General features: G+C 36.3%; 27 protein-coding genes and 1 riboswitch. Of the genes, 16 read left to right on the forward strand and 11 right to left on the reverse strand.

Annotated elements, in window-relative coordinates:
* The first annotated feature begins 35 nt into the window (after positions 1–35).
* The gene (locus F7888_RS22980; protein ID WP_318246300.1) at positions 36–896 is read left to right on the forward strand and encodes a MurR/RpiR family transcriptional regulator; all 861 of its coding nucleotides are present in this window, start codon (positions 36–38) and stop codon (positions 894–896) included.
* Positions 897–1,391: 495 nt separating this feature from the next.
* Here the strand turns inward: F7888_RS22980 and F7888_RS14540 are convergent, their stop codons facing one another.
* The 3 genes from F7888_RS14540 to F7888_RS14550 form a co-directional block, all read right to left on the reverse strand.
* Positions 1,392–2,513, reverse strand: coding sequence for a response regulator (locus F7888_RS14540; RefSeq protein ID WP_191780593.1), 1,122 nt, complete (start codon positions 2,511–2,513; stop codon positions 1,392–1,394).
* Positions 2,514–2,667: 154 nt separating this feature from the next.
* The gene (locus F7888_RS14545; protein ID WP_191780595.1) at positions 2,668–3,171 is read right to left on the reverse strand and encodes a hypothetical protein; all 504 of its coding nucleotides are present in this window, start codon (positions 3,169–3,171) and stop codon (positions 2,668–2,670) included.
* Positions 3,162–3,641, reverse strand: a complete 480-nt coding sequence (locus F7888_RS14550) for a hypothetical protein (RefSeq protein WP_191780597.1) — start codon at positions 3,639–3,641, stop codon at positions 3,162–3,164. The genes F7888_RS14545 and F7888_RS14550 overlap by 10 nt, the downstream gene beginning before the upstream one ends.
* A gap of 257 nt (positions 3,642–3,898) precedes the next feature.
* Between F7888_RS14550 and F7888_RS14555 the strand changes: the two genes are divergently transcribed.
* From F7888_RS14555 to F7888_RS14585, 7 genes are all read left to right on the forward strand, one after another.
* On the forward strand, positions 3,899–4,564 hold the full coding sequence (locus F7888_RS14555) for a cobalamin B12-binding domain-containing protein (protein ID WP_191780599.1): 666 nt from the start codon (positions 3,899–3,901) through the stop codon (positions 4,562–4,564).
* Positions 4,551–5,657: a two-component system sensor histidine kinase NtrB gene (locus F7888_RS14560; RefSeq protein WP_191780601.1), complete on the forward strand. Its 1,107-nt coding sequence runs from the start codon at positions 4,551–4,553 to the stop codon at positions 5,655–5,657. The genes F7888_RS14555 and F7888_RS14560 overlap by 14 nt, the downstream gene beginning before the upstream one ends.
* Before the next feature lie 21 nt (positions 5,658–5,678).
* Positions 5,679–5,987, forward strand: coding sequence for an antibiotic biosynthesis monooxygenase family protein (locus F7888_RS14565; protein WP_191780603.1), 309 nt, complete (start codon positions 5,679–5,681; stop codon positions 5,985–5,987).
* Positions 5,984–6,331 (forward strand): hypothetical protein, encoded by a 348-nt coding sequence (locus F7888_RS14570; RefSeq protein ID WP_191780605.1) that lies wholly within the window; start codon positions 5,984–5,986, stop codon positions 6,329–6,331. Before F7888_RS14565 ends, F7888_RS14570 begins: the two co-directional genes overlap by 4 nt.
* Before the next feature lie 93 nt (positions 6,332–6,424).
* Positions 6,425–6,559, forward strand: coding sequence for a sporulation histidine kinase inhibitor Sda (gene sda, locus F7888_RS14575; protein ID WP_191780672.1), 135 nt, complete (start codon positions 6,425–6,427; stop codon positions 6,557–6,559).
* A gap of 50 nt (positions 6,560–6,609) precedes the next feature.
* Positions 6,610–7,677: an ATP-binding protein gene (locus F7888_RS14580; RefSeq protein ID WP_191780607.1), complete on the forward strand. Its 1,068-nt coding sequence runs from the start codon at positions 6,610–6,612 to the stop codon at positions 7,675–7,677.
* Between the two features lie 141 nt (positions 7,678–7,818).
* A complete protein-coding gene (locus F7888_RS14585; RefSeq protein WP_191780609.1) occupies positions 7,819–8,715 on the forward strand; it encodes a sulfurtransferase in 897 nt (298 codons plus the stop codon).
* Positions 8,716–9,035: 320 nt separating this feature from the next.
* On the opposite strand, the gene F7888_RS14590 is transcribed toward F7888_RS14585, so the two are convergent.
* Positions 9,036–9,404 (reverse strand): winged helix-turn-helix transcriptional regulator, encoded by a 369-nt coding sequence (locus F7888_RS14590; RefSeq protein ID WP_191780611.1) that lies wholly within the window; start codon positions 9,402–9,404, stop codon positions 9,036–9,038.
* A 256-nt stretch (positions 9,405–9,660) separates the two neighbouring features.
* Between F7888_RS14590 and hxlA the strand changes: the two genes are divergently transcribed.
* The 7 genes from hxlA to F7888_RS14625 all read left to right on the forward strand — a co-directional run bounded on the left by hxlA (position 9,661) and on the right by F7888_RS14625 (position 13,580).
* Positions 9,661–10,296 (forward strand): 3-hexulose-6-phosphate synthase, encoded by a 636-nt coding sequence (gene hxlA / locus F7888_RS14595; RefSeq protein WP_191780613.1) that lies wholly within the window; start codon positions 9,661–9,663, stop codon positions 10,294–10,296.
* A 1-nt stretch (position 10,297) separates the two neighbouring features.
* Positions 10,298–10,855 carry a 6-phospho-3-hexuloisomerase gene (gene hxlB, locus F7888_RS14600; protein WP_191780615.1) on the forward strand — a complete coding sequence of 186 codons (558 nt, stop codon included), beginning with the start codon at positions 10,298–10,300 and terminating at the stop codon, positions 10,853–10,855.
* A 168-nt stretch (positions 10,856–11,023) separates the two neighbouring features.
* Positions 11,024–11,578, forward strand: coding sequence for a PadR family transcriptional regulator (locus F7888_RS14605; RefSeq protein ID WP_191780617.1), 555 nt, complete (start codon positions 11,024–11,026; stop codon positions 11,576–11,578).
* A 15-nt stretch (positions 11,579–11,593) separates the two neighbouring features.
* Positions 11,594–12,046: a DUF4188 domain-containing protein gene (locus tag F7888_RS14610; RefSeq protein WP_191780619.1), complete on the forward strand. Its 453-nt coding sequence runs from the start codon at positions 11,594–11,596 to the stop codon at positions 12,044–12,046.
* 119 nt (positions 12,047–12,165) lie between these two features.
* Positions 12,166–12,636, forward strand: coding sequence for a hypothetical protein (locus F7888_RS14615; protein ID WP_191780621.1), 471 nt, complete (start codon positions 12,166–12,168; stop codon positions 12,634–12,636).
* A gap of 71 nt (positions 12,637–12,707) precedes the next feature.
* Positions 12,708–13,241 (forward strand): SF0329 family protein, encoded by a 534-nt coding sequence (locus F7888_RS14620; protein ID WP_191780623.1) that lies wholly within the window; start codon positions 12,708–12,710, stop codon positions 13,239–13,241.
* Positions 13,242–13,289: 48 nt separating this feature from the next.
* Positions 13,290–13,580, forward strand: coding sequence for a hypothetical protein (locus F7888_RS14625; protein ID WP_191780625.1), 291 nt, complete (start codon positions 13,290–13,292; stop codon positions 13,578–13,580).
* A gap of 62 nt (positions 13,581–13,642) precedes the next feature.
* On the opposite strand, the gene F7888_RS14630 is transcribed toward F7888_RS14625, so the two are convergent.
* The 4 genes from F7888_RS14630 to F7888_RS14645 form a co-directional block, all read right to left on the reverse strand.
* Positions 13,643–14,236 (reverse strand): Imm64 family immunity protein, encoded by a 594-nt coding sequence (locus F7888_RS14630; RefSeq protein ID WP_191780627.1) that lies wholly within the window; start codon positions 14,234–14,236, stop codon positions 13,643–13,645.
* A 359-nt stretch (positions 14,237–14,595) separates the two neighbouring features.
* Positions 14,596–15,318, reverse strand: a complete 723-nt coding sequence (locus F7888_RS14635; RefSeq protein WP_191780629.1) for an amino acid ABC transporter ATP-binding protein — start codon at positions 15,316–15,318, stop codon at positions 14,596–14,598.
* Positions 15,315–15,998: an amino acid ABC transporter permease gene (locus F7888_RS14640; RefSeq protein WP_191780631.1), complete on the reverse strand. Its 684-nt coding sequence runs from the start codon at positions 15,996–15,998 to the stop codon at positions 15,315–15,317. Before F7888_RS14640 ends, F7888_RS14635 begins: the two co-directional genes overlap by 4 nt.
* Before the next feature lie 73 nt (positions 15,999–16,071).
* Entirely contained in the window at positions 16,072–16,854 is a 783-nt protein-coding gene (locus F7888_RS14645) for an ABC transporter substrate-binding protein (RefSeq protein WP_191780633.1), read from the reverse strand.
* Positions 16,855–16,934: 80 nt separating this feature from the next.
* Positions 16,935–17,116, reverse strand: a riboswitch (Lysine riboswitch).
* 179 nt (positions 17,117–17,295) lie between these two features.
* Here F7888_RS14645 and F7888_RS14650 point away from each other — a divergent pair.
* Complete coding sequence (locus F7888_RS14650; protein ID WP_191780636.1) at positions 17,296–18,963, forward strand: M20/M25/M40 family metallo-hydrolase; 1,668 nt, start codon at positions 17,296–17,298, stop codon at positions 18,961–18,963.
* 20 nt (positions 18,964–18,983) lie between these two features.
* On the opposite strand, the gene F7888_RS14655 is transcribed toward F7888_RS14650, so the two are convergent.
* From F7888_RS14655 to F7888_RS14665, 3 genes are all read right to left on the reverse strand, one after another.
* Positions 18,984–19,955 (reverse strand): GGDEF domain-containing protein, encoded by a 972-nt coding sequence (locus F7888_RS14655; protein ID WP_191780649.1) that lies wholly within the window; start codon positions 19,953–19,955, stop codon positions 18,984–18,986.
* Between the two features lie 150 nt (positions 19,956–20,105).
* Positions 20,106–21,479: a sensor histidine kinase gene (locus F7888_RS14660; RefSeq protein ID WP_191780652.1), complete on the reverse strand. Its 1,374-nt coding sequence runs from the start codon at positions 21,477–21,479 to the stop codon at positions 20,106–20,108.
* Positions 21,476–22,147, reverse strand: coding sequence for a response regulator transcription factor (locus F7888_RS14665; RefSeq protein WP_191780655.1), 672 nt, complete (start codon positions 22,145–22,147; stop codon positions 21,476–21,478). Before F7888_RS14665 ends, F7888_RS14660 begins: the two co-directional genes overlap by 4 nt.
* Positions 22,148–22,340: the final 193 nt, after the last annotated feature.

Raw genomic sequence — 22,340 nt, forward strand, 5'->3', positions numbered from 1 at the left:
ATGAAAAATATTTTTCTTTTTCCATGTTATGATGAGTGTCAGGAGGGATTCTTGAAGATATGAACTGGAATGTGACAAAGCTAACCCCTAATCAAAAGAAGATTGCAGACTTTATCGAAAAAGAAGGAAATCAAATCTTATACTATTCAGAAACAGAATTAGCTGAAGCTCTGGCTATGAGCAACGCAACCGTCTCCCGCTTCTGGAAGCATATTGGCTATGATAATTTTAAAGCTTTCAAACAAGAGCTAAAGGAGAAGGAACGAATTTCTCCTGATAGTAAGCTCAAAAACTCACTATCACAAATTCAACATCAATCTCTGCAAATCCATGAGCATTTGCTATCCGTTACGAAAAATCAGCTTGTGAATACGTTACGAGAACTAGATTCAAAGCAATTCCAAGCAGCTATTTCGTTAATGTCTAACTGTAGAAAAATCTACATCCATGCTCCAGGATCTACTGAAAGCATATCGGTCTTAATGAAGCATCGCCTCGCTCGTTTTGGGCTAGAAATAGAACTCTTACCAAAAAGCGGACATGAATTATTTGAAGCACTAATGCATATTCAAAAAGATGATGTTGTATTTATCTTCGGCTTTGTAGCCATGAATCGCGAAGCAAGTGTCCTGTTAGATTATGCAAAAAAAGCACACTATCAAACCATCATCCTAACAGATTGCCTTATTTCTGATTTTCATGAACAAGGGGATTATATTTTTTATACGAATCGAGGAGAACTATGGGAGTTTCATTCCATGATTGCCCCCACATTTCTAGTAGAGAACTTCATTCTCGGGATTGGTCAGCATCTTGAAGAGCAATCACTACAAAACTTAGAGAAATTAAGTGAATTACGTAAGCTCTACAAAGAGCAGCTACCTAAGCAGAAATAAAAGAAGGTGCCAACTAAGTGGGCTCCTTCATATGTATAAATGAATAAGAGCGCCTTTCAATAGGAAAAGCGCTCCACTACTTTTCTAGGTTTTGTGCTCCACAGTAATCCTTATACATTGATGAGTGAGCATACTTGTCATTGAAGAGATAACGGGGTAAAACTAATAGACTCAAAGAGGATAATCAGAAGTTGGACAAACAATGATACTGATTATTCTAATAATTTATCCTGTAGTAACCCCAGGATCAAGTGAGTTTTTTAAGCCTAGTCCCCTTTTTTCGTATGTAATAATAACCCTCATTATCTTTTAATAGTTGGATTCCTACCAAAGCTAGTGGTGTCCATACTCTCTTTAAACTAACAAGTGGCATTTCTATTCCTCCTTTTATTATATATTCATGTTAGTAACATTATAAAATTCACCAATGAAAGAATAATGACAAAAGGACTATAAAAATAAAAAAAGAAGGGTCATTAGCCCCACTTTTGATGTTTATTTCCTATTCAATTCACGTAATTGCTCCGAGTAATAGCCCACTAACTCCTTTGATGGACTGGTCCCCAATTCAATTTTCATCATTCCTGTATACTGCTCAAACAGCTCGATAAAAGCAACTCTATCCATTTTAGAAGCGTACGAATGTAGGAGAAGCTCTACTACTTCTTCATCTAATTCATTATAACTCCATATTTTTTTGAGGAGACTAATCGCCGTGTTATGCTCCTTGTTCTTTAACAGCTCCGGCACTAATTTCTTCACGAATGTACCGTGTAATCGATGAAATCGTTCAATATCACTAAATGACCATAGAAAAGCTCTCTCACCAAACAATGGACCGATATAAACTTCCTCTATCCTTAATGCTTCTTCCATATATTCAGGACTTGTTTCATCAAGAGTTAACAGCTTGTTTTCTAATTCCACAAAGTCAATCGTTGCATTCTCCAAATCTAAACCATAATGGTCTTTATTCGAATGTACAATCGCTTTTAATCCATGAGGATCTAATGATTTTCTTATTTGATAGATAACCGTGTTCAAATAAGTAACTGCATTCTTTCTCGGCATTTCTGGAAAAATATCTTCTATAATTCTCTCTCTTGAAACCATTCTCCCATGATGCATAACCAAATAGGCAAACACTTCTTCACTTTTTCTTGAAATCCATTTCACAGGTCCCATAGAAGAACGAACCTCTATTCCACCAAAACAATAAATAAAAAATGTGTCCTCTTTCTTGTCCGAGTAATCATAATGATGAATAGCCCTAGCTCGATTCACTGACTTTTCTAGTCTTTCAAATGAAACAGGCTTCACAATATAGTCTAATGCATAGACATCGAAAGCATCCATGGCATAATCCTTATGAGATGTAACAAAAATAATTGGAAGATCACGATCACTTTCCGCCATTCGTTTGGCAAAGTCTAAGCCATTTTCTTTTGGCATACTAATATCGACAAATACTAAATCAACTGAATGAGTTTCTATATATGAAAAAGCACGTAAAGAATCTTGAAACATCCCGACAATCTCCAAATCTGGTATTTTCCCTAGCATTTTACTCATGACGAGATGCATTGCTTTTTCATCATCAATAATCAATACCTTCATTCTCGGAACCAATCCTTTCTACCCAATTATGCTCCATCTCTCAGATTATGAAATCACAACATAAGTCCTACGGGATATTTTTAACATACCTCTATAGTACCATAAATAAAAGACGGTTCTTGTGTGCTCTTAAAAAAGAAGCAAAAGAACCGCCCTAATATTCTTTCTCTCCATATTTCATAATGATTCTGTAAAAAATCACCCATCCGCTTATAACCAACAGATAAATCCCAAATGAATAATAAATTTTATAGCCATGCTGATAATGAAAGACTCCAATCTTATGACTCACAAACTCAATTCCAACGCTCAACAAAGCCCACACCAAAATCCACAGCATCAAAAACCTTGGCTTTATGTCAAATAAGTCATAAAGATAGAAGAAAAGATAGCAAAAAGGGCCATACATGATATGTGAGAAAAAATCCATAATTTCAAAAAGCGTACTATCATTTATTACATAGTAACTGACTGGTAAGACACTTAATGTGTGGTCGAAAAAGAAGCCGAAAAACACGCCACACAAGAGAAATACACATGTCGTCTGTATTGAAAAACGTTTTGGCAGAAATAATACGACAAGAACTCCAACGATAAGAGAAATGACAATAAACCATTCATTAGCATTAAATTGATGATCAAAACGAACTACCTGCATGTTTTTTTGAATTCTCCTTTTCCTAGGCTACTAAACCACCGTGCAATCCACCACATGAGGACAATAAAGATGACATACATAACAGCAGCATAGAATTCATTCCATTTTTCATACGTGATGAGATCCGCCCACAAATATAGCCTGTCCTCCAAACATAAGAATGCGACGATGATTGCTGATAAGAGCCAACGCCACTTCGCTTTTAATTCAGAATGAAGAATACATACTGCCAAGAGCACTTGAAAAGGAATTAAAATAAAACGGCATAAATACATCGCAAATGACCCTTCTACACTTCGAGTCAACGGCACCCACTGTAAATTAACATCCAGAATCGTAAACTGGGTAATCGTAAATATCCCAATCAGAAAATACATAAAAATTAGTTCAATAAGCTTTAACCCTTTCGGAACCATAGTAAATATAATCAGCATTATCCACGCCAGCAATGCTAGAATCGCGAGGATCATAGGAATCATCCTTTGAATAAATTTGGTAAATATAAACATATTGTTCCAACATCCTCCAAAATAATTCCACAAAAACAAGGATGCTTCTCTAATAGCTCTCTGAGTTGCAATAGGACCTTATAACCGTTTTCATTGAATACTATAAAGAAAATAAGTTATTATTAATAACGTCACATGGTTTATATTCAGTTGGATTTTAGTAATTGAGAAACTTGTTTTATTTATCTTCGAACTTAAGTATAGTAGGTGAGTAATAGATGCAAGACAAATTAATAGTTAGGAAGTTAGCACATTTTCTTCTTCAGGGAGATGAAATAAATTCATGGAATTTACTATCTGAATATCAAGCCAAAGGAAATGATCTTACGAGTATTTATGAGGTTCTTTTAACAGGAGCCATGAGATATATCGGAGAGCTTTGGGAAGAGAATGAAATCACAGTTGCTGATGAGCATATTGCTTCTAACGTTTGTAGCTTCCTAGTTTCGAAATTGATATTTGAAAATAAAAGCGAGCAATTCCCTAATAGCGGGAAAGCTATGTTGTTTTGTGTTGAGGGAGAAGAGCATAGCTTAGGCATAAAAATGGTGAACAATTTGTTCAAAGAATTGAACTGGGACACACGTTTTTTAGGAGCGAACCTCCCAAACAATGAAGCCTTCATTTATGCAAATCAATGGCAGCCAGATGTTATTTGTATCTCTGCCTCTATTGTCTATAACCTTCCTAATCTAGTTCAATTACTCCAGCAACTAGACTTACTAGATTATCAGCCAGAAATTATTGTCGGAGGGAGGATTACAACCTTGTATTCATTAGAGCAATATTGTTCGAATAAACCTGTAGTAATAGAAGAAATAAATGATTTAAAAGAATGGTTGCTGAAATATAGGCTATGTAGTAATCAATATGTCACTAGTTAAGCACTCAATCGAGGCCATACCATTCCCTTATTTCTTAATGGATGAAGAATTTAATATTTTAAGTGTTTCAGAGGAAGTCAATAATCACTTTCCTCGAGTCACTAACTTTTTGGATTTAGTCGACTATGGAAGTAAAAATAAAGTGAAACGATTCATGAACCCTGTTATTCATAAAACGAAACTGGAAATAAACCTTCTTACTAAACACCAGCCTATTTCTTTATATGATGTCTATATTCAGTGGGACCAAGATAAGAGATTAAATGTTTTCTGCATTGAAAAGCAGAACTACGTGGAACAAATCCAATCCTTTCTCTCGAAACTTGAAAAACAGCTTAGTGATGAAAATCTTTCCCTTCTCGAAAAGAAAGAAGAACTGGAAAGATCCCTCAAGAAAATGGAACAAATTGTTACCGAGCATGACTCTTTAGCCAATCTTGGTAAACTTGTAACTGGAATTGCAGAAGAGTTAAGAAGACCTCTTATATCCATTAAAGGTTTCCTTCAATTGTTAAAACCTCATTTAATAGATATTGGAAAAGAACACTATGTCAATGTAGCCTTAGATGAAATAAATCAAGCAAACCATTTAATTTTTCAATATTTGAGTACTACAATGCCTAGTTCACCCATGAAAGAGCAAAATAATATTCACAAGGTTATCACTGAAGTCATTCAATCAACTGAGAAAGAAGCCCATAACCTAAATTGTGAAATAAAATATAATAAAGAACATATCCTTCCCGTTATTAACATGGACACAAAGCAAATAAAACAAGTCTTTCTAAATCTACTACGAAATAGTATGGAGGCCATTGAGGATCATCCAAGTCGTGAAAGTGGCCACATTCAAATAAAGACAAACATTGTGAATCACTCTATTGAAGTATCATTTCAGGATAATGGTATAGGAATGAATAAGGAAACGGTTAAAAATATCTTCACCCCATTTTTCACCACGAAGGACAAAAGAGCAGGCATAGGACTGTCCGTTTCAGCACATATTGTTGAAATTCATGGTGGGAAAATCGAAGTCAGCAGTACACCACAAGAGGGAGCAATAATTACAGTGATCCTCCCGCTAAATGTGTAAATTGAAAGGAGCCACAAAATAGTGTTTATCGTCCACTCTACCTTTGAACTACCGAATGAAAATAAAATTGATGAAGTAATTGCTATTTATCAAAATCGATCTAGACTCGTTGATCAATCAGAGGGGTTTCTTGATTTTAAATTATTACAAAATAGTAAACGATTAACCTCAATTACCGTACAATTAACCTGGGCAAAGAAAGAGCACTACTTAGCATGGGTACGAAGTGAGAGTTTCAAAGTGATTCATGCCCTAGAAAAGAAATATCCAGACCAGGATTTAGCCTCAATTATTCCTAAGGTTGACCAATTTGAGGTGGTTGCGACATGAGCAAAGCACAGATTGAAGCGATTATTGAAGAAGTTGTAAAAGATATCTATCTAACCTATCCCGAATTATTGGACCGATTTGGTGAGATAGGAAAGGTAAAGTGCAAAGAGGATAATGGGCATCATTTTAAGAATTTAGAAACCGCCTATGTTTTGAAAGATCCTAAGATATTTGTAGATTATGCACATTGGCTCAATCATCTATTAACAAGTCGAGGGATGAAAACTGAGCATATTACAGATAACTTTGAAAGAATTCGAGACAAAATAAAAGGAAAATTACCAGTTGAAATAGAAGAGTTCTATGAAGCTGCTTTAGTAAAAGCCATTTCGTCTCTCAACTAAACAACATCTATTATTTTTATTGAATTTTGGGAATTTTTTCCTTTATAATAATTACAGATAACTAGTGGTAAAGGGGTCCAAGTTGTTTTGAAAATGTCAAATGAGGAATTGATCCAAGCATATTATAGTGCAATTGAATTAAAGCTTGATGAAGATTTCATAGAAATGCTTGAGAAAGAATTAATTCAACGAAATATTAAAATAGTAAATAACGGTTTTTCCCGATAGAACGACCATGAACTTGATATATTCCTATCAAAGAGAAAAAGGGGAAAGATATGCATCCATCTAGCCTTTCTGATTTAAGTAATTATGATATTCATGACAATCAAGGATTTTTTTGCCTTGCTGATAACTCATTAGATTCTATCGCTGTTTTAAAAAAACACAAGATTGTATATGTAAATCCAGCATTCTGTGAGTTATGGGGTTTACAGCATGATCATTGGATTGGTGAGAATATTCAACAGGTGCTAAGTCCAGAAGACAAAGCCGATTTTATTAACCTGGTGGACCTTTCATTACAGAAAATGAAAACCTTAAAGGGCAACGTTTTCTCTACCACCTCTACTAGCGGCAACCCGAGAAGAGTACAAGTTGTCTTATGTCCGGATATTTATCGTGGCGAACACTATGTTCATGCAATTTTCCGAGACATTACTGAGCAAGAAAAGGCTGAAGAACTTTTTTTGCAGCATGAGAAATTATCAGCAGTTGCTCAACTTGCAGCAGGAATCGCACATGATATAAAAAATCCGTTAACTACTCTTAAAGGGTTTGTTGACTTACTTATAGCAGGCATCGGCAATAAGGAAACCTACCTTGAAATAATGAAAAATGAAATTACACAAATTGAACGAGTATCTAAAGAGTTAATGATGCTAGCAAAGCCATCTGAAACAAATTTCAAACATGTCAACATGATTGAAATCATTGAAAATGTGACAATGCTGCTCGATACTGAAGCGTTTAAACAAAACGTTAAAATCTTTAAATCTCTTCCTCACGCTACCTATGTCAATGGGGATGAAACCCATTTGAAGCAAGTGATATTAAATCTTGTTAAGAATGCTATCGAAGCAATTAATGACCAAGGCAAAATACTCTTACATGGCAAAATCGACGGAAATTATTTTGTCCTACATATTTCTGATAATGGGAGTGGTATTCCTGAGGAACAACTTCAAAATCTAGGAAAACCTTTCTTTACAACCAAAGAAACTGGTAATGGTTTGGGCCTGATGATGTGCTATCGGATTATCGATAACCACAATGGTCAAATTGATGTCAAAAGTACAATAGGAGAAGGAACGGAGTTTATCATCAAACTCCCCTTCATTGCCTAACTGGGGGCGGTTCTCACTTTTCTTTTTTAGAAAGTGTAGAACCGCCTTTTTTTATAAAATTCCAAGGTGCCTCATAACTTTCCAAATAAATGGAAAGCTTAATCATTGATAGTCTTTGATTCAATGAAGTGGAGGAAGAACATGAGTAAACATCCTTTAATTGTAACGACCGAATGGTTATCAGAACGATTAGAAGATCAAGCTTTAAGGATTATAGATGCATCAACCTTTTTGAAGATCCCAGATAAGGAAGGCGAAGAGGTTGGTATGTGGTCTGGGAAAGATTCCTATAACGAAGGTCATATCCCTGGGGCAGTTTATGCAGATTTAATGAATGAATTATCAGATCCTAACTCGCCCATTCCCATGACTGTTCCCCCACGGGAGCAATTCGTTAACAAAATGGAGGAGCTTGGGATTGGAGATGGTACATATGTTGTCATTTATGATCAAGGGGCATTGGTTGGAAATCCAGTCGTCGCTGCCCAATGGGCTTCACGATTAGCATGGCAGCTCCGTTATGAGGGGTTTGACGATGTGTCCGTCCTTGAAGGTGGCTTTCAAAAATGGAAAGAGGAAGGACGCCCTACAACTACAGAACCAGGTCATTATCCACCAGCAACATTCTCTGGTAAGCGCCGCCCAGAGCTATTGGCGACAAAAGAAGACGTAAAGAAAGCAATGAATAATGAAGACATCATTCTAATCAATAGCTTGTCTCCAGCAGATTTCCGTGGTGAAACTAATACTTATCCTAGAAAAGGCCATATCCCTAGCAGCGTCAATGTCTTCTTTGGAAATCATGCCGACCCGAATACGAGAAAAGTATATGATGAATCCACATTACGAGAAACCTTTGACAAAGTAGGAGCATTAGACCCTACTAAAAAAGTAATCACTTACTGCGGTGGTGGTATTGCTGCCACATGGAATGCCCTTCTACTCAATATGCTTGGGCAAAAGAACGTAGCCGTCTATGACGGTTCAATGAACGAATGGGCCAGTGATCCTGATTGTCCATTAGTTACTGGAAGTTAAGCGAGGGCCTGGTTTGGTCTTAAATAAGGGAAGGTTTTTCGGTTATTTGCAGGATGAGGCCATGTTCTGTGATAAATAAGCGAAGATTTTTCGGTTATTTGCAAAAAGGTGATTATTCCGGGGCAAATAAGGGAAGGTTTTCCTGCTATTCGAAGAAAAACCGCCTATTTCCATGCTTTTTGGGTCAATAGGCGGAATTTCTTCCTCTATTTATGCCTTTTTTCATAAAAATAATCAAATAAGCGAAAATTCTCCTTCTATTTAGCCAATCAGCAGCTCGGGAGATGATTCCCTCATCCAATAAGACAACTACCCCTTTTTTATTTAATAGATTCTGAGGTCAAATCCACATCACTATCAAGCACATTTTCCATATAATCTTTACCCCATTCATACATTGACTCCAAAATAGGCATCAAAGTCTCTCCTTGTGCGGTAAGTGAGTACTCAACCTTCGGGGGAACAACTGGATACACCTCTCTCTTGACGATAAGGTCCTCCTCTAGCTCTCTCAGTTGATTGACAAGCATTCTTTGCGTAATACCAGGGATCAATGCTTTTAACTCACCAAAACGCTTCGTTCCCTCTTTCCCCAAATACCAAAGAATCAACATTTTCCACTTACCACCAATGACAGCTAACGTTAGTTCCTTTTCACAATTGAACTCTTTTTCTCTTGTACGTGACATAATCCCTCTCCTATTTCATCTCGGCTATTTTTTGATAATCACTACTATAGCACATAGTATACTTTTTAACACTATGTATGCTTTGTATCACTATGTAAAAATAAAGTGCGTACTTTATCTAAAAATACATACACGTTACACTTACAATTGTACATTTAGTCTTCGTGATTATGCTGGTAATTAGTTTCCACGTAAAATAACCTGAATTTATGGGGACCATGAAGTAGTGCACTAAAAATGATGAGGAGTGAAGGAAATGGAATTACAATTAGCTTTAGACTTAGTTAATATCCCAGAAGCCATTGAGTTGGTTAAAGAGGTAGAAGAACATATTGATATCGTAGAAATCGGAACTCCTGTTGTTATAAATGAAGGACTTCGTGCTGTTAAAGAAGTAAAAGCAGCATTTCCTAACCTAAAAGTGTTAGCAGATTTAAAAATTATGGACGCAGCTGGATACGAAGTAATGAAGGCTTCTGAAGCAGGTGCTGATATTGTTACTATCCTTGGAGCAGCTGAAGATATGTCAATTAAAGGTGCTGTTGAAGAAGCAAAGAAACAAGGGAAAAAGATCCTTGTTGACATGATCGCTGTGAAAGACCTTGCTGAGCGTGCGAAGCAAGTTGACGAATTTGGAGTGGACTATATTTGTGTTCACACTGGTTACGACCTTCAAGCCGTTGGAAAGAACTCATTTGAAGACCTTCAAACGATTAAAAGTGTCGTGAAAAATGCAAAAACAGCCATCGCTGGTGGCATTAAGCTAGAGACTTTACCAGAAGTAATCAAGGTTCAACCAGACCTAATTATCGTTGGTGGAGGAATTACTAGCAAAGAAGATAAGAAGGCAGCAGCAGCTCAAATGCAACAAATGGTGAAGCAAGGTCAATAAGATGCAGACTTCCCAATTCCTATCTCAAATCATAGAGGAACTCCAGCAATCAGTAGGCTTAATCTCTGATGAAGAAGCCGAAATGCTTATGACTAGTATCCTTGAGTCCAAGAAGGTATTTGTTGCCGGCTCTGGGAGATCAGGTTTTATGGCCAAATCATTTGCGATGCGAATGATGCATATGGGAATTGACGCCTATGTAATAGGAGAAACCGTCACTCCTACCTTCGAAAAGGATGATATTTTGATTATTGGTTCAGGCTCTGGAGAAACAAAAGGCTTAGTTTCCATTGCTGAAAAGGCAAAGGCAATCGGTGGAAAAATAGCGGTAGTAACACTATCTCCAGATTCAACGATCGGACGCCTTGCAGATTTCACTGTTAAATTACCGGGTGCTTCAAAGGACCAAACGGATTCAACTTATCAAACGATTCAACCAATGGGCTCCCTTTTTGAGCAAACCCTACTCCTTTTTTACGATGCACTAATCCTAAGATTTATGCACAAAAAAGGACTAGACACTAACAAAATGTATGGCAATCACGCCAACTTGGAATAACTCGGGACGGTTCTTGTGCATCATTTACGATGCACCAACCGGCCCTTAAGGACACTAAATTTAGTGTCCTTTTCTTTTTAAACATTCAGAAAATAAACTTGCGATTACAATTTTTATCCTTTATCATATATCTAAATGATATATATCTTTTAGATAGGTGGTGATACATTGAAACATTATAACGATACAACTTATGCCATTCTAGGGATTTTAACGACAGAATGTAAATCTGGTTACGCGATTAAACAATTTATTGATCAGAGCTTAAATCACTTTTGGAAAATTAGCTATGGACAGATTTATCCCATTCTGAAATTACTTGTGCAAGAGGAATTAGCAGAAGTACGTACTTCAACAAGTCAAGGTAAGCTCGATCGAAATCGAAATGAATACTACCTAACTTCAAAAGGAATTGAAGTCCTAAAAAATTGGCTGGAGCAACCGATTGCCCAAGTACCCACAGAGCGCAATGAAATATTACTTAAACTATTTTTCGGACGTTATCAAGCACAGGAACATAAAGAATCCTTGCTTGAGAACTACAAACATGAACTTGAGAATCGTTACCAAACATATCTCTCGATTGAACAGGCCATTCTCAAACATCAACATAATGATAATGAGGAAGATTCACTCTATTGGTTATTGACTTTAGATTATGGAAAAAGAACAACCAAGGCCGCAATCGAATGGTGCGGGTCTGCTCTTGAAAAAATGAGGTAGGAAGGTGGTTCTATGATGACTAATGAAATTTATCCTGGAAGATATACAACTGACCAATCGGAGGATATTGTCGTGTTCATTATTGGCATGCGAATTAACAAACGACTTGCCATTCACAAATGGTTACCCGTATTTCTAGCCATGCCTGGAATGATTAAGGAGCTATTCATACATAGAGAGAACTTAGGTTTTTTATCGATGGAAAGCTATTTCGGCCTCAAAACTACAGCGATGATCCAATATTGGCGATCAACCGATGACCTCATCGCTTATGCTAAACAAGAAAAGCATCTGACCGCCTGGAAAAAGTTTAATCAAAAGGTAGGTAACAACGACGCAGTCGGTATTTATCATGAAACATATCAAATCAGCAAAGGAAACTATGAATCCATTTATGTAAATATGCCTCAATATGGCTTAGGAAAAGCATTGAAGCACACACCGATTACTCCGGGACAAAACAGCTAATCAGGGACGGTTCTCATACATCCAAAAATGATGCAAGAACCGTCTCTTTTAATATTGACTTATATCAATCTACCATTTATTGTTAAATCAACCAGATTCTTAAGAAGGAGGAATCTATTTTGAGTACCCATAATAAATTTACTTTATACCTATTAAGCTTAGTCATCTCCTCCTTTACCTGCTTTGCCCTTTATAAACTGTACGAAACAATGCTAGTGGTCCTAGAAACGAATCCTGAGGTAGACAATGTTTCAGTAGTTGGAATCGCCATGTTTATGGCTCCAATGCTATTATTTATGTTTAATTTTATTTTCTACCTTTTCCTATACCGCATTTCGATTAAAAAATATCCAAGCCACGTATCTTCCTGGAAAATACTCCTACTTTCTCAAGAATCTCCAGGATTAAATCTTCTTAGAATCGCATTATATTTGCTATGCTTATGGACTTTCATAGATCTTATTGGGACTGACCCTACTTCACTATGGATTATCCTAACCATTACCTTGAATCTCATGATTTACGGCTACTGGGTGTTACAAACCATTGAAGAACGTCCTATGAAAACAAGCTCAATTTTAGTTAAATAACGGCTGATTTTGTATCAATTGATTTTTGTTTTTACTCAACGAACGGTGCGTGTTGAAAGGGAGGAAGTTTATTGTTATATCATCCAAAATGGAGTAAAGCAAAGAAACATTTAATGAGTTTTGTATGTGAATCTTTGCATTCAAGAGTGGATTTTCAAGTGATTAATTACCGAAAAGCACACGATCAGTTAGGTAGAGCTGTCATAACTGTTGATAAAGTAGAAATGGTAAGTATGTGTACAATTACTGCCGAAAGAGAGGAATATTTTAGAGAAAGAGATATACGAATTCAATTAGACGATTTTAATTATGATCATGTTTTTCATAATCGAGCAATCCAGGATCAAGCGCAAGAACAACTACTATTGGAAGGAATTTATGCACAATATGATTTCTTTTCTGCGTTGAAAGAATATTTTAATTCACCAATTGAAATATCCCTAAAGTCAAATGATATGTTAATAAAAATATTGTGTATGTTGGACCGGCGTGTAGGGAAAAGAACTTTACGAAAAATGAAAGAAACTATTTCAGTAGAAAAAACATTAGTTCAAGATTTTTATAAGCTGCGTTGTGACGCAGAAAATATACATTGTAGCGAATAAACATAAACATTAACTTAACAAAGCTAAAACCAAAAGGAGGTTGTACGCATGTTTATATTTGTCATCATTATAGCCCTATTATTCTTAATTGCATTCTATGGAATGATCAAATTCAAATTGAGTCCAGAATCTAAAAGTGATCATGGAAAACAAGTAACATTAAAATCCGCAAAAAATTCTATCGCTGTGTTCCCTATAGGCCTGTTATTTATCGAACTATTTCACCGGTTTATTCAAGAAATTTCCTTTACCACCTATCGAGATTTTATGATTGCATTAATGCTTATTACTTTTACGATTTATGGATTTTCAATTATGAAGCTAAAAAAAGCTAATTAGGGACGGTTCTCACGCATCATTCCCATGCCATCCCTAATTCCCCCTCTTTTTTCACATAGCAGTTACACATGAATCGTTTTCTTTCCTTGCTCTTGAACCGTTAACCCATCAATCCCACTAGTACCATAATAAATATCTACACATTTATCTCTTCCTATGATTCCAACCGGATAAGACTCATTATTTACTATGAAAGCTTCATAATCAGCTGGGTGTATTTCAATCTCAATTTCATGACCTACAAATGCATATTCGTATGAAAGGGCTTTATACAAATCTATTAGCTGATTTTCAATATTCCGCTGAGTAGTTATTAAGTTATCTGAGGAGACGTCACTCCAGTTGATTTCTAATAAAAAACCAAAATAGCCTGTTTCTTTGGTAATTACCAAGCCTATCTTACTAAAATTCAGATTTAGAAATTCACCACTTAATGTGAACCCAATATAATAACCAGACAAACATTCCATTTCAATGACATTGTTTTTAATCTGTTGTTCAATCCAAATAGTACCATCTATATCTTTACTGTATTTCACATGTGAGAAATGACTTCCTTTTTTCACAACAAACTCCACAATGGACTCAAATACACGAACATATTCTTGTTCATTGCTAAATACAATCCCAATGTTTATATAACCACCTTGACTCAAGCTGTATCACCTCTCGATCATTTTATGTTTTCATTTTTTTAGAGTTTTATCATTTTGAAAGAAAGGTGAATAGGAGCTTTCCTCCGAAAAGCAAAATTGTTCTTCATGATATAGGCTCCAAATTCGAGAAATCTTTCTATTATTACTCTCAAATACTCATCCACAGAGATCCTATTGGAAATATACTTATTTTCATTTGATGTAATGACGAATATAAAATAGAAATCCTAAGGGATTACCTACAACCTTAAGATTTCGGCGACTTCAAGACAAACACCTTCTTCACCATTTTAAATTTTGTTCCCTTTTTAATAAAAAAATCTACCTTCCAAAACAGCTTGAAGGTAGATTTCCTACAATTATAATATTTGATTCAAAAACCTTTGTGTTCGTTCGTGTTTTGGTTGGGCAAAGATCTCACTAGGATGGCCTTCTTCTATAATATATCCGTCCGCTAGCATAATCACCCGATCTGCTACTTCTTTCGCAAATCCCATTTCATGGGTGACAATAACCATCGTCATCCCTTCACGGGCGAGGTCCTTCATTACCTGGAGAACTTCCCCAACGAGCTCAGGATCCAAAGCTGAAGTCGGCTCATCAAAAAGCATGACCTTTGGTTCCATAGCCAAGGCTCTTGCAATGGCCACCCGCTGCTTTTGTCCTCCTGATAACTGGTCTGGATAGAAATTCGCCTTATCCGCAAGGCCCACCTTTTTTAAAAGACTAATCGCTTTTTCACTGGCTGCCTCCTTTGTTTCTTTTCTAACAAACATAGGAGCCTCAATAATGTTCTCTAGTACCGTTTTATGCGGAAAAAGGTTGAAATGCTGAAAAACCATCCCGACTTTTTCTCTTATTTTATTTAAATTTGTCTTAACAGGATTTACTTTTTCTGCATCAATCACGATGTCACCGTTCTCTGGTACCTCTAAGAAGTTTAGGCAGCGAAGCAGAGTACTCTTTCCCGAGCCGCTTGCCCCGATCAACACAACGACTTCTTGTTCACTTATCGATAAATTAATATTCTTCAATACTTCAAGCTGACCAAAAGATTTTGATAGATTATTCACTTCAATCATGCCACACGTACCTCCTTCGGTTTGCTGACATCCATTCTCTTCTCAATGCGGTTAGCAATGGTCGTGAAAATAAGAACAATAATTAAATAATAGATTCCTACCACAAAATATGTCTCAAACGGCATATAGTTTTCTCCCTGTACGGAAAGAGCTGTGTTATACAGGTCTGTTACAGCAATATAAGCGACAAGAGAAGAATCCTTTAAACCGATAATAAACTGATTGGCAAGTGAAGGAATCGACCTCTTGAAAGCCTGTGGAAAAATAATTCTCCGCATAGCTAGGGAATAAGACATTCCTAGTGACCTAGCTGCCTCCATTTGTCCCCGGTCAATAGATTGAACAGCACCCCTGAAAATCTCGGCAATATAGGCTCCGGTATGAATCCCCAATGCAAGTGCCCCCGCAGTAAAACTATCCAAATTCACAATGTTTGCTAGTCCATAATATAGGAACATGATTTGAACAATAAGAGGTGTGCCGCGAACGATTCCAATATAAATGTCCGCAATACGATGAAGGATTTTGCTAGAGGAAATTTTGAAACCTGCAAAAATAATACCGATCATCATCGCAAATAGTAGAGAAATAGCCGTTATCGAGATGGTGATCCAAGAAGCTTTTAAAAAGGATAATCCATGCTCATTAAAGATACCTAGAATATTTTCCAAAAAAACCATGACGCACTGCCCCCTTCTTTACATAGCGGGGATGCCTCAATAAGACATCCTCGCTCTTTTTGTTTTGTATCACTTACTTTTCCATAATGTTTGTATTAAACCATTTCATACTAATTTCCTCATATGTACCATCGTCTACCATCGATTGAATTGCTTCATTAATGGCATCAGCAAGTTCTGTATTGCCTTCAGCAACAGCTACACTCACACGGTCCTCGTTCAATAAATCACCGATTGGCTTGATGTTCAAATCCTTTTCGTTCATCGCACTTACACCAACAATTTTATCTGTAATAACGGCATCTACACGCCCTAATGCTAGGTCTTGAAGTGCATTTACGTCCACTGGATAACCTTTGACCTTATCAGATAACTCTTCAGCCATATCCTTCCATGTGCTAGCTTGGATAACGCCAATGGTTTTCCCTTTTAAATCTTCTTTTGATGTAATATCGGTATTGTCCTCAGCTACAAAAATTTGTGCCCCTGACAGATAGTACGGATTTGTGAAGTCAACTTGCTTATCACGTTCTGGAGTGGCTGTCATACTTCCGATGATTGCGTCATATTTCTTTGCCTTCAATCCTTGAATAATCGTTTCCCATGGGTTTGTAACTGGGTTTGCTTCAAGCCCCATTCTCTTAGCAATTTCTGTCCCAATTTCAACATCAAATCCAGTTAATTGACCATCCTTTGAAAAGTTCAATGGTGGATATTGTCCTGTCATCGAAAATGTCAAAGCACCATCTTTAACAAGCTCCGTAGCTCCATCTTCTGTTCCATTACTTTGCTCTGTCCCACAGGCAGACAGGATCATTACCATTGCTGCCACGATTAAAATAACAAACTTCTTCATTCTTTTTCCCCCTTGTTTTCAAAAAAAAAAGACACCGCCAATAGATATGACAGTGCCTTTTACACCCTCATCGATAGCATTAATACGATAGTTCTCCACAATCCAGTTGAATTGTGACAGTTCTGCCCCTATTTGGAGACAGCCCCAGCTTCTAAAAACAGTGATTTTAGAAACTTCGGCGATTTATCCTTTTTCCTATTTTCATAGATTTCACTAAATCTCAAATAGGATACTCTTATAAATCGCGACCTCTACCCCATCTAATGCTAAAGATGAGGATTTAATATTATTTTTATATAATTATCATTATAGAAAAATAATTTTACAATTGCAACAATAAATTTTCTAATAGGTTTTTTGTCCATCCATTTGGCTTGACGAGATTTAGTTCATGATGTACATTTTGGTAAAATAACGAATTACTTAAAAAGGAGCATGCATATGTTGCAATGTCGTGACGATATCCTCTCATTAACAAAACAGCTTGTACACATTGAAAGTATTGTAAATACCGCTGGCGAAAAGGTTATCGCCCAGTCATTATTTCAAATCATTTCGTCTTTCCCATACTTCTTAGACAATCCTTCCCATGTAGCTTTGGAACAGACCGTCAGTGACGATCTTGAACGTTATAATGTGATGGCATTTGTTAAAGGTAAAAAAGGAAACAGCAATCGAACGGTGATTCTAATGGGACATTTAGACACGGTTGGAATTGATGATTTCAATCAATTAAAAGACTATGCTTGTTCTCCCGATGAATTGATGGAAGCGTTAAAAAAAGAAACACTACCGCTATCAGCCAAAGCACAATTAGATTCTGGCGATTGGTTATTTGGCCGTGGTGTTCTTGACATGAAAAGCGGAGTTGCTAGCCATCTTTATCTCTTAAAATATTATTCTGAGCATCTTGATGAGCTTGATGGCAATATTGTGTTCCTAGGAGAATGTGATGAAGAAGACGGCTCACACGGGGTTCTTTCCGCATTAAAAACCTTAAAAAATTGGAAACAGGAACATGATTTTGACTATATAGCAGCCATCAATTCCGACTTTGTTTCTCCTCGCTATGATGGTGATGAAAATCGTTATATCTATAAAGGAACCGTTGGAAAGCTGCTGCCGTCATTCTTCATAACCGGAGCAGAAACACATGTTGGATCCGCATTTGAAGGATTGGACCCAAACTTTATTGCTGCTGAATTAACAAGACAAATTAACTATAATCCTGAGCTATGCAATGAAGCGTTCGGGGAAACAACAGTTCCACCAGTGTCATTAAAACAAACGGATCTAAAACCATCCTATACCGTTCAGACAGCATTATCTGCCTATGTTTACTATAATTTCTTTATTCATTCCTGGTCACCAAGGGATGTTCTGACTAAGCTAAAGGAACAAGCCAATATTGCTTTTACCAATGCCCTTTCAGCCTTTGAAGAAAGATATCACAACTACTGTGACATGAGTGGCGAAAAATATGTTCAGCATCCTTGGAAACCAAGAGTATTTACGTTTGAGGAAATGGAACAATTATTAGTTGAAGAAAATGGTGATTCATTTGTTACACATATGAATCAATTTAAACAAAATCTCTTGAAAAACACGGAATTGGATACGCGCATGTTCGCGGCAAGAGTTGTGGAAGAAGCTTGGAAATGGATGAAGGATAAGAATCCAGCAATTATCCTATTTTACTCTTCTCTCTACTCACCAAGAATAGAAATGACAGGGAAAACGACTGATGAACTCAACTTAATTAACTCTCTTGATGAGGCAGTTGCAAAAATACAGCCACACTATCAACATCCGATTGTTACACGGAACTTTTTTCCATATATCTCTGATATGAGTTTTATGGCACTTAGTGATGATGAAGACGGCATTAATGCTGTATCGAAAAACAACCCTGGTTGGGCTACAAAACACTATGTAGAGTTTCAAGATATCAGGGATATCAATGTACCTGTTATTAACATCGGCCCATATGGCTTAGATGCTCACAAGAAGCTCGAAAGAATGGAAATGACGTACTCATTAGAAATCGTACCAAATTTAACAAATCAAGTGGTATTACATTTGTTTAACAATGAACAAACAAGCCGATAGATTCTTCTATCAGCTTGTTTTTATTTTCCGCCCTTGACTTTATACATCGCCTGATCTGCCTCTTTAATCATCGTTTCTAAATCTGCATGTGCCACTTCTTTTGTGTAAGAACTGCCAATACTTCCAGACACGTTTACAGTTCGCTGATTTATGAGGATCGGCTTCTCCAGCGCAGCTCGAGCACGTTCCATTATCCCTTCTACATTTGACCTATCAATATTGGATGCTAAAATCACAAATTCATCTCCACCTAAGCGGCAAAGTAAATCTATATCATTTAACACATCATTTAGCCTAGATACGAGTTTCTCCAATAATTGATCCCCTACTTCATGTCCATAGGTATCATTTACTTTTTTAAAACCGTTCATATCAATAAATAATATTGCCATGGATTGGGCTTTTTTCTTTTGTAATAATGCAAACTTTTCCTTTAGTAATAATCGATTTCCGGCTCCCGTTAATGGGTCCCTATACGCTAATTGCTGGAGCTTGTCGTTTGCCTCTCTTATTTTGTAAATAAAAGTTAATAAAAAGATTGTTATAAAGATACCGAACATAACAAAGTAGGTCAAATCCTCTGTTTCGACATTCGTAAAAATCGCATCTCGATGGAAAAAAAAAGCATATAGTGTAAGAATAAGCGAAGCAGTCCCTCCGACCATTACCAAGCGATAGCTTTGATAAATGGCACTTAACGGAAGGGCAAGCCACATAAATAAAAAATTTACTAAATGCGGATTATCTTTAAGTAGGGAATAGAAAAAAAGGTATATACAGCTAACCATTACATACATGGTAATCCGCGGATTTACTCTTATATAAATCAACAGTAACGGGATCATCCCCAATGAAAAATAATGAGTAACCATTGCAATCACTCTTCCGGTCTCACCAACGAAAACATTAACCGTAACTTGTATTAAATAGAATATACTTACTAATACGAATAACATCACATTTCGACGATGCATTAATTCAGTCTCTATCATTAGCTAACTCTTCCTGTTCCATAGATGATAAGCGCTCAGTCCATTTCTCAAATAATACCCTTTTATGTGCATTATTATAGCATATGAAATAATAGGATTTCTTATTAAGCATTTTCATCTAAAGGATTACAGAGATGAGTCTGTCTTCTATTAACTCTTTGAAAAAATAATCGTAACGGTTGTCCCTTCATTTACATTACTTGTAATTTCAATAGAAGCATCATGGTATGACAGTACTTCTTGAACAATTGATAATCCTAATCCCGTTCCTTCTTTATTTCGAGCTTTATCCACTCGATAAAATCGGTCAAATATTTTATCTAATTCGTGTCTCTCTATTCCGATACCCGTATCATGGATCCTCACAATCACTTGCGAATTCTCTTCAACACATTGAATACTTATTTCTCCATACTCTTTATTGTACTTAATCGCATTTCCAATTAAATTTTCCCATGCATTCATCAATAATGACTGATCAGCATATAACGTGACAGGTTGAGAATCTATCTTAATTTCAAGCCCTTTCTCTTCTATTCTCCATAGCATCGAATGTACAACTTGATGGAGCTGCTCATCTATCCTTACTAATTTCTTATTAATGGGATATGTTCCTTGATCAATGGAAGTAAGAATGAGCAATTGTTTTGTTAGATTAGACAAACGTTTAGCCTCTGTTTGAATAATCCCGTTATACTTTTTCCCCTCACTTGATGAAAGCTCCTGGTCTAGAAGTTCTGAATATCCTTGAATATTTAACAATGGTGATTGAAAATCATGAGAGACATTATTTATGAACTTTTTTCTTGCTTTGTCTGTATGTGCTAACCTCTGTTGCATTTTCCGAAAACTATCAGCAAGCTCTCCGATTTCGTCTTTCCGATTAACCATTAAAGGATACTCATAATTTTGATTAGCAATTTCCTTTGTCGCACTCGTCAATTCCAAAAGTGATTTGGTTAATCTTCGAGACATGAGCAATATCCCTAGGATACTACTAATAAATACAGCCAATATAAATCCAAAAATTACAAGATGAAATTCTGTGAAAAAGCTTGTATTATTTGAACGCAAAAATAACGCCCGTTTTTCACCCTCCAATTCAAGAGTTGTTCCTACCGTATTTTGAATATCATTGGCAAAATGAGTCATCATTAAATATGTTTTTTTAAAGGATTTAACACCTTGATACACATTTTCTCCATTAAATAAGGCATTCATTTGATCATTTAATTCTATTTTTTTGAAAGGTTCTCCAAACGTAATCATTTCTCCGTTTTCCTTAACTAATGCCAATTGATAACCTAAATGGCTCATTGTTTGGAGAAAATCCGAAGACACCTCAAGAGTAAGTTCATTTTCTTCCATTTGTTCAGCTAATTCTTCAACAATCACTAAATAGCGATTATTCATTTGTTCCTTCACAAAGGCAACGTACAATACATTAGAACAAATAAAACCAATAAAAACACTTATACAAATAATAATAAACGTATAAAAAATATAACGTTGCAGTAATTTCATTCTTTTACCTCTAATTTGTAGCCGAATCCCCGTATTGTCACAATTTCTATGTTCGCTCCTGCTCTCTTTAATCGTTCACGTATACGGTTAATATGAGTATTCAGTGTGAATTCAGGTTGATCTAAGCTTTCTCCCCAAATTTCATCAATTAAATCCCACCGGTTGACATTGTTGTCTGTTCGTTGTAAAAGATAGGCTAGAATTTCTAATTCCCGCAATGGCCAAATATACTGCTTGTTCATAATCGTTAAGTCCCATGAATGTATATCAAGCTTAACGTTTCCAACCATACATTGTGATTGGATCGATTTTCGATAGCGTCGTAATATGGCATTCACACGGAATAGCAACTCCTTTGTCTCAAATGGCTTGACCATATAGTCATCAATCCCTTGCTCAAAGCCTTTCTGCTTATCTTCAATTTGTCCTTTTGCAGTTAACATGATCATAGGTATTTCATATTGTTTGCTAACTATTTTTGCTAATTGAAAACCATCCATTCCAGGCATCATCACATCAATAATGAGTAAATCAAATTGCTGTTTTTGTAAAAGAGCAAGCGCTGCCTCGGCATTGCTTGCTCTTTCCACATGATATCCAGCCTGTTCTAAATAGATGGAAACTAATTGCAAAATCGCTTCATCATCATCCACGACCAACAGATGCAATCATTGTTCCTCCCTCTATAAATATTGATTTATCAACGGTTTGAGCCGTTGTTGGGGTGTCAAAAAAATATTTTTCGACACGATTCCTAACAGAATTTATATATTATGTGTAATTATTCCAACCTACGGGTACGCTACGCGGTCACTACTGGATAATTATAGAAAGTAGTGATAGGGAATTATGCGATGCACA

This window comes from Litchfieldia stipae (genome assembly GCF_014837155.1).
Lineage (GTDB): Bacteria > Bacillota > Bacilli > Bacillales > Bacillaceae_L > Litchfieldia.